Origin of the sequence: Sphingomonas sp. (assembly GCF_025353885.1) — a bacterium.
Classification (GTDB): domain Bacteria; phylum Pseudomonadota; class Alphaproteobacteria; order Sphingomonadales; family Sphingomonadaceae; genus Sphingomonas_O.
In genome coordinates this window covers 1-5,210 of sequence record NZ_JANXNX010000075.1, presented here as the reverse complement: position 1 = coordinate 5,210, position 5,210 = coordinate 1, and the positions used below count along the sequence as shown (strand labels likewise).

Below are 5,210 nucleotides of genomic sequence, written 5' to 3'. Positions count from 1 at the left end.
GCTGGGCGCCCTGTTGGGGGCCGCTGGCGGTGCGCTGGCGGGTCGTGCGATCGACAAGGACGGCGCACGCTGCAGGTAAGCAAACGGTGCTGCCAAAGATGACGGGTGCGAAACTTTGCTATTTCGCACCCGATCGCCTATATGAACTGGGCTGACGTCGCTCGCGACGGATAACGACGGGTCTAACGGCCTCCTTTGTCCCTATCTTGCTTCACGACGCCGGGATGTGCCGCGCTGGCATATGCCCGTCATACATTGGGCCAAAGGATACCCAGATGATCACCGGAACAGTCAAGTTTTTCAATGCCGACAAGGGTTATGGTTTTATCGCTCCAGAAGGCGGCGGTGGTGATGCATTCGTGCACATCTCGGCTGTCGAGCGGGCCGGCCTGCGCACTCTCGATAAGGATCAGCGCGTTTCGTACGAGCTGGAAACCGACAAGCGTGGCAAGACCTCGGCTGTCAACATCCAGGCTGCTTAATAGCAGACCGGATTTCCAGATCGCGTAAAGCGGTCTGATACTGGCGGGCGTTCTACCCTGAACGTCCGCCATTATTTTGTCCCTCGAACCCCGGAGAGAGCCCGATGTCGCCCCTGCAATTTTATCGCGACCAGGCCGAACGCTCCCACGCCGAAGCCGATGCCGCGACGCTGGCCAATGTCCGCGACCGATGCACGCGCGCGGCGGTAGCGTGGGAGGAAATGGCCGACCGGATTTCGCGCACCGACGCGATGCGGGCGGAGCGTGAGGCGGCGACGGCGGCGCGGGTGGAAACTCAGGCCTGATGACCGTGCCGATGATCGTGGGCGTTCAGCGGCGCGAATTCAGTGCCTCAGGCAGTATGCGAACAGCGCACGGCGCATCTTTTCGATGGAGTGCTAAATCCGCTTTTCGAGCGGCGTCTCGTTAAGGGCGTCGACGGTCTGGTCCACCAGCTTCCTGACGTTACCGACTTCTGAAAACAGCCGTTCATAGGCCGCACCGAGAAGGGCTGTGCATTCCTGAAACCTGGCAAGCTGGCTTATGCCTTCGGCCGTTAGCTGAAAGATACGACGGCGCGCGTCTTCGTCGTCGTCTCGGCACTGTATGAGACCGAGACGAACAAGCTTCGGGATTTTTTGCATGACCAATTGATGCGAATGTTCAAGCTCGCGCGCCAGATCCGAGGCGGAGGCCGTTTCGAGCGTGGCCAGAACGGTCATCAGCGAACACGAGCGAACCGGGATGATGATTCCCATCGTATCAAAGACGTCCTTCGATTGATTGGCGATTAGGACGCTCAGCCGCTCGACCGCGCGACCGAGAAAGACGGTATCATCGATCGTCGCCGGACTATGCTTCGGCTCAGTCAAGGCGCTTGTAAATCTGAATGCTGCCATCCCTGTTCACCCGTTGGAGCGATGCCGCCTTTCCCGGTTGAGCAGCGAGTCGATATCGGAAGTCGGACACACCTTCCACTCCGAGCAAATCAGGACCGATCGGCGGCAGCGCGACCCGGAGCCGTTCCCTCCAGATATAATAGAGCGTGCCATTCTCCAAAACGATCCTGCGCCCTTCATATTTCCCTACAAACTTTTCCAACGCACCGATGGTGACTGCGGGGCGGTTAATCCTGGCCGTCAGGACCGGTAACAGCCAGGCATAGCCCTCCCGTCGCGCGCTATCGACTTTCGCGAGGTTTTCGAGCGCCAGTTTGTGGGCGAGAGGGAGCGCCTGTATCGAGGCGCTTTGAATATCGGGCTGCACCCCCGTGCCCTCAAAATCGGTGTGGTCGACGGGGTCACGAATCTGGCCAATCGGGACCTGCACGAAAAAGTCGTCGCTGATCGGTTTACGGGCAACCGGATGAGCGCCGCCAGCGGTCCGTTCCCCGATCAAAGTTGCTCGACCGAGCTTTTTCATTGCGTATGAAAACCATTCCGCAGAGGAAAACGACGTCGATCCGGTCAGGATGTAGACCGGCTTTTCCACCATTCGTTTACCGGGCAGGCCAGGAAGCACCCATTGTCCGCGCGCGATCCGCTTGCCGTCTTCGTTGAAGTTGTAGTCGAATAGCAGCTGGTCTTTCTCGCTGGAGAAGAAATAACTGGCCAGGAATTGAGCCATCTCGAGATATCCACCGTTATTATAGCGGAGGTCGATGATGACGGCGTCGGTATTGCCGACGAAACGCATCGCCGCCGCAGCGGTATCAAAAGCAAGTTCGGGGTCGGCGAAATAGCTGAACCGGATGTAGCCGATGTTGCCGTCGAGGCGGCTGACCTCGTCAAAGCCGAAGTTGGTTTGCTCGAGTCTGGCCTGTTCTTCCTGTCGTATTTTCGCTTTGACCGCCGGGTCAGACTTCGATCGAAATTCGCTCACCCATTTCGGATCGACGCCAACAAAGAAATGAAAATCGCCGCTGGCCTTGATCAAATCCTGGGTCAATCTGATCGCCAGCAGGTCCTTCGTGCTGGCTGAGTCATAATTACCTTTTTTCAGATGCTCCTGAAGGATGGGCTCGATCTTCCGCGCGATGTCTGGAAACGCATAGTCCGCCTTCAAAGTGTTGTTGAGCGAGGCAATGATCGCCGTCTTTTCGGCGGGCGAGAGGTTCGGAGTGCCTGCGGCAGCGTCCGTTAGCCAAAATGCGGAAAGGGTCGTCAGCATCACTAGCAGAGATAAGCGATTGAGCATTTTCAGCATCCCATACGGCAGATGCAATCTACAACATGTTGTGCAACATGTTGCAAATCAATTTTTCAAAATTCGGCTCAGGGTTAAGACAAGTTTGGCTTAAGCTGTATTCGCCGGGGTGCAGACGTCGATACGCGGATTTACGGCGTCGCTTGACCAGCTACGCCTTAATTTCCGCTGCTGCCGCCGGGATTGTCCTGCGTGGCGGCGCCGGGGGTTGTCGAACCGACGGTGCCGATATTGCCGAACACTTCGGAAAAGAAGCTGCTGTGACGGCCGAGCGTCGGAGTCTTGTCCTTGATCGGGTTGATCGACGCGACCTTTTCGACGCCGGTCTTGTCGATGGCGGCGACGTTTCCGGCGGCGTCGAAACGGACGTGCAACACCATCTGCGAAACCGGTTTGGGCTGTGAAAAGGCGAGCTGCTTGGTCTCACGCGAGACGTAATACCAGTCCTTGGCATCGAACTGTCCGCCGAAGGTCGGGCGACCCAGCGTCTTTTCGACCGACCCGCGATTGTCGATACCGGGCTGGATCCCGGCGATCAGCGTCTGGTCGGCAAGATAGCCCTGGTGCCCGCGAACACGCGCGCAACCTGTCGCGGTAAGGGCGGTTCCGATCAGGAGGAGGCTGGCGATACGCTTCATGGACACTCTACCGATAAGAGACGGAAATAATTCACGCGTTGCATGGCGCGTCTGGGCGTTCAATATGCGAGGGAGGCCGTCACGGCAAGCGGAGCAGTCATGAGTTTGATCGACAGGGTTTTGGGGCGCACGCCCGCAGCGGACATGTTGCCGCTTTATACCGCCATCGTCGCCGAGGCGCGACAGCCGGGCTGGTATCGGGACGGCGGCGTTCCCGACACGCTGGATGGGCGGTTCGACATGATCTCGCTGGTGCTGTCGCTCGTCCTGCTGCGGCTGGAGCGGGAGGATAGGCGCGGACGTCTGCCATCGGCGCGGCTGACCGAACAGTTCGTGAGCGATATGGACGGGCAGCTTCGCGAGACGGGTTTCGGCGACCTGGTGGTCGGCAAGCAGGTCGGCTTTGCCATGGGGGCGCTGGGCGGGCGGCTGGGCGCGTATCGCGGTGGCGCGGACGATGCGGCGCTGGTGCGTAACCTGTGGCGTGGCGAGACTCCGGCTCCGCACGCGCTGGCGGTGGTGCGCGGGTTGGTCGATGCGCTGAAGGAACGGCTGGAGCGCGGGACGTTCGAAGAATTGATGGCAGGTAATTTGGGGTGAGCGAGCCGGTCCCTGAGTTTTCGCGGCGGGTGCCGCTTGACCGGATCGGGTCGGCGGCGATTGCGGAAACGATCGAGGCGGACGCGGGAGAGCGGGCTGCGCTGGCGGTGCGATTCGGGTGGAGCGGGATCGAGGCCTTGTCGGCGGAGATGGTGCTGCTGGAGCGTGCCGGGGGAGTCGATGTCGCGGGGCACCTGCGGGCTTCGCTGACCCAATTCTGCGTGGTGACGGGCGATCCTGTCCCTGCCGTCGTCGACCAGAAATTCCGCGTGCGCTTCGTCGATGCTGCCGTGCTGGCGAGCGGTGAGGAGGACGAGGTCGAGCTTTCCGAAAGCGACCTGGACGTGATGGCGCACGATGGCGGGGCGTTGGACCTGGGCGAAGCGGTCGCGCAGACGCTGGCGCTGTCGGTCGATCCCTTTCCCCGCGCAAAGGCCGCCGCCGCCCGGCTGAAAGAAGCCGGGGTCGTCGCCGAAGACGAGGTCGAGAAGGGACCGTTTGCGGGGCTGAAAGGGTTGTTTGGGGGGTAGGAAGCCCGACGGTTATTTTTCGAGGGTTACGAAATCATGGGTGCCGCAGGCTTCCCGGGCGGTCTCCACCCACTCCGGACCGAAGTCGGGCAAATGCGTGTCACCGTTCGGCGCGGCATGAATTTCAGTCAGCTCGATGCGGTCGGCCAGGGGGATGAACAGGCGATAGATTTCCGCGCCGCCGATGATCGAGACGTCGGTCCCCGCCAACGCCAGCGCCGCGCCGACATCGTGCGCGATCTCCGCACCGGGGGCTGACCAGCCGGTGTCGCGGGTCAGGACGATATGGCGGCGGTCCGACAGCAGGCCGGGGAGGCTTTCGAAGGTCTTGCGTCCCATGATCATCGGCCGACCGGTGGTCAGCGCCTTGAAATGCCGGAGGTCAGCGGGAATGCGCCAAGGCATCTTGCCGTCGAGGCCGATGACATTGTTGGCGGCACGGGCGACGATGAGGGTGATCATGAGAGACCGCCGCCGTCGTCACCCCGGCGTAGGCCGGGGCCTATACGGTTGTCGGATCGGGTGCACATCTTTCGGAAAGCCGTATAGGCCCCGGCCTGCGCCGGGGTGACGAATTTGGCGGACCACATATCTTGAAAGACAAGAGACACCCTATATGCATAGTTTCCAGATCGCCCCGACCGAGAAATCCGCACTGTGGCGCGACCTGCTGGCGGCGGTGGATGCGATAACCGCGGGCGAGCCCGACGGTGTCGCCAACATGGCAAATGCGGCGGCGTTGCTGTTCGAATATC

At 60.8% G+C, this 5,210-nt stretch carries 8 protein-coding genes; 4 read left to right on the top strand and 4 right to left on the bottom strand.

Annotated elements, in window-relative coordinates; genetic code table 11:
• Window positions 1-275: 275 nt before the first annotated feature.
• On the top strand, window positions 276-482 hold the full coding sequence (locus Q0R02_RS08260; RefSeq protein ID WP_121153334.1) for a cold-shock protein: 207 nt from the start codon (window positions 276-278) through the stop codon (window positions 480-482).
• A gap of 104 nt (window positions 483-586) precedes the next feature.
• On the top strand, window positions 587-787 hold the full coding sequence (locus tag Q0R02_RS08255; RefSeq protein WP_293882324.1) for a hypothetical protein: 201 nt from the start codon (window positions 587-589) through the stop codon (window positions 785-787).
• 93 nt (window positions 788-880) lie between these two features.
• On the opposite strand, the gene Q0R02_RS08250 is transcribed toward Q0R02_RS08255, so the two are convergent.
• The 3 genes from Q0R02_RS08250 to Q0R02_RS08240 form a co-directional block, all read right to left on the bottom strand.
• Window positions 881-1,240 carry a helix-turn-helix domain-containing protein gene (locus Q0R02_RS08250; protein ID WP_293882322.1) on the bottom strand — a complete coding sequence of 120 codons (360 nt, stop codon included), beginning with the start codon at window positions 1,238-1,240 and terminating at the stop codon, window positions 881-883.
• A gap of 106 nt (window positions 1,241-1,346) precedes the next feature.
• Window positions 1,347-2,678, bottom strand: coding sequence for a S41 family peptidase (locus Q0R02_RS08245; RefSeq protein ID WP_293882320.1), 1,332 nt, complete (start codon window positions 2,676-2,678; stop codon window positions 1,347-1,349).
• A gap of 167 nt (window positions 2,679-2,845) precedes the next feature.
• Window positions 2,846-3,325 (bottom strand): outer membrane protein assembly factor BamE, encoded by a 480-nt coding sequence (locus Q0R02_RS08240; protein ID WP_293882318.1) that lies wholly within the window; start codon window positions 3,323-3,325, stop codon window positions 2,846-2,848.
• Between the two features lie 99 nt (window positions 3,326-3,424).
• Here Q0R02_RS08240 and Q0R02_RS08235 point away from each other — a divergent pair, with 99 nt between their 5' ends.
• Both Q0R02_RS08235 and Q0R02_RS08230 read left to right on the top strand, forming a co-directional pair.
• Window positions 3,425-3,925: a ubiquinol-cytochrome C chaperone family protein gene (locus tag Q0R02_RS08235; RefSeq protein ID WP_293882316.1), complete on the top strand. Its 501-nt coding sequence runs from the start codon at window positions 3,425-3,427 to the stop codon at window positions 3,923-3,925.
• Entirely contained in the window at window positions 3,922-4,455 is a 534-nt protein-coding gene (locus tag Q0R02_RS08230; protein WP_293882314.1) for a DUF177 domain-containing protein, read from the top strand. Before Q0R02_RS08235 ends, Q0R02_RS08230 begins: the two co-directional genes overlap by 4 nt.
• A 12-nt stretch (window positions 4,456-4,467) precedes the next feature.
• Here the strand turns inward: Q0R02_RS08230 and Q0R02_RS08225 are convergent, their stop codons facing one another.
• On the bottom strand, window positions 4,468-4,917 hold the full coding sequence (locus Q0R02_RS08225; RefSeq protein WP_293882312.1) for a dihydrofolate reductase: 450 nt from the start codon (window positions 4,915-4,917) through the stop codon (window positions 4,468-4,470).
• Between the last annotated feature and the right edge of the window lie 293 nt (window positions 4,918-5,210).

What these genes read in the sequence shown, in the direction of transcription:
- Q0R02_RS08260 (WP_121153334.1), top strand. Translation starts at nt 276, where the DNA reads ATGATCACCGGAACAGTCAAGTTTTTCAATGCCGACAAGGGTTATGGT.
- Q0R02_RS08235 (WP_293882316.1), top strand. Translation starts at nt 3,425, where the DNA reads ATGAGTTTGATCGACAGGGTTTTGGGGCGCACGCCCGCAGCGGACATG.
- Q0R02_RS08240 (WP_293882318.1), bottom strand. Translation starts at nt 3,325, where the DNA reads ATGAAGCGTATCGCCAGCCTCCTCCTGATCGGAACCGCCCTTACCGCG.
- Q0R02_RS08225 (WP_293882312.1), bottom strand. Translation starts at nt 4,917, where the DNA reads ATGATCACCCTCATCGTCGCCCGTGCCGCCAACAATGTCATCGGCCTC.
- Q0R02_RS08255 (WP_293882324.1), top strand. Translation starts at nt 587, where the DNA reads ATGTCGCCCCTGCAATTTTATCGCGACCAGGCCGAACGCTCCCACGCC.
- Q0R02_RS08250 (WP_293882322.1), bottom strand. Translation starts at nt 1,240, where the DNA reads ATGGGAATCATCATCCCGGTTCGCTCGTGTTCGCTGATGACCGTTCTG.
- Q0R02_RS08245 (WP_293882320.1), bottom strand. Translation starts at nt 2,678, where the DNA reads ATGCTCAATCGCTTATCTCTGCTAGTGATGCTGACGACCCTTTCCGCA.